This is a genomic window from Algoriphagus aestuariicola, from assembly GCF_017254835.1.
Lineage (GTDB): Bacteria > Bacteroidota > Bacteroidia > Cytophagales > Cyclobacteriaceae > Algoriphagus > Algoriphagus aestuariicola.
In genome coordinates this window covers 1-364 of record NZ_JAFKCW010000035.1, presented here as the reverse complement: position 1 = coordinate 364, position 364 = coordinate 1, and the positions used below count along the sequence as shown (strand labels likewise).

Below are 364 nucleotides of genomic sequence, written 5' to 3'. Positions count from 1 at the left end.
AGCTTTAGAGCGATTTATCTTCTGAACCAGACTCTTGTCATTTGTTTTGGTAAAGAGAAAAGTTTTTCCATCGATTTTATGAATATACAAATAATTGGAGCCAACCTGCAGGTGATGATTATCAGCCAGCAGAGAATTAAGGAAAACAGACAGGTTTATTGAGCGCTTATCTTTCCCTTTATTTTTGCTGCGGTAAGTCGCATAAAAACCATTCTTCATAATTCAATCCATTTACTATGTTATGTTCTGAGGGGAGTGAAAATTCCCCTAATTCGATGAAGATTCTTGCTCAATTGTTATCAGCTATGCGCCGACCAGAACACCTTGCCGATCAGCCAAACGTCTCTTCAGGCCACTGACTAGC

Annotated in this window: 1 protein-coding gene; it reads right to left on the bottom strand. The window is 39.3% G+C overall.

Annotation, left to right across the window (positions count from 1 at the left end):
* On the bottom strand, positions 1 to 219 hold a 219-nt coding region (locus J0A67_RS22690; RefSeq protein WP_438839604.1), incomplete at its 3' end, for a RexA family antiphage protein.
* Positions 220 to 364: the final 145 nt, after the last annotated feature.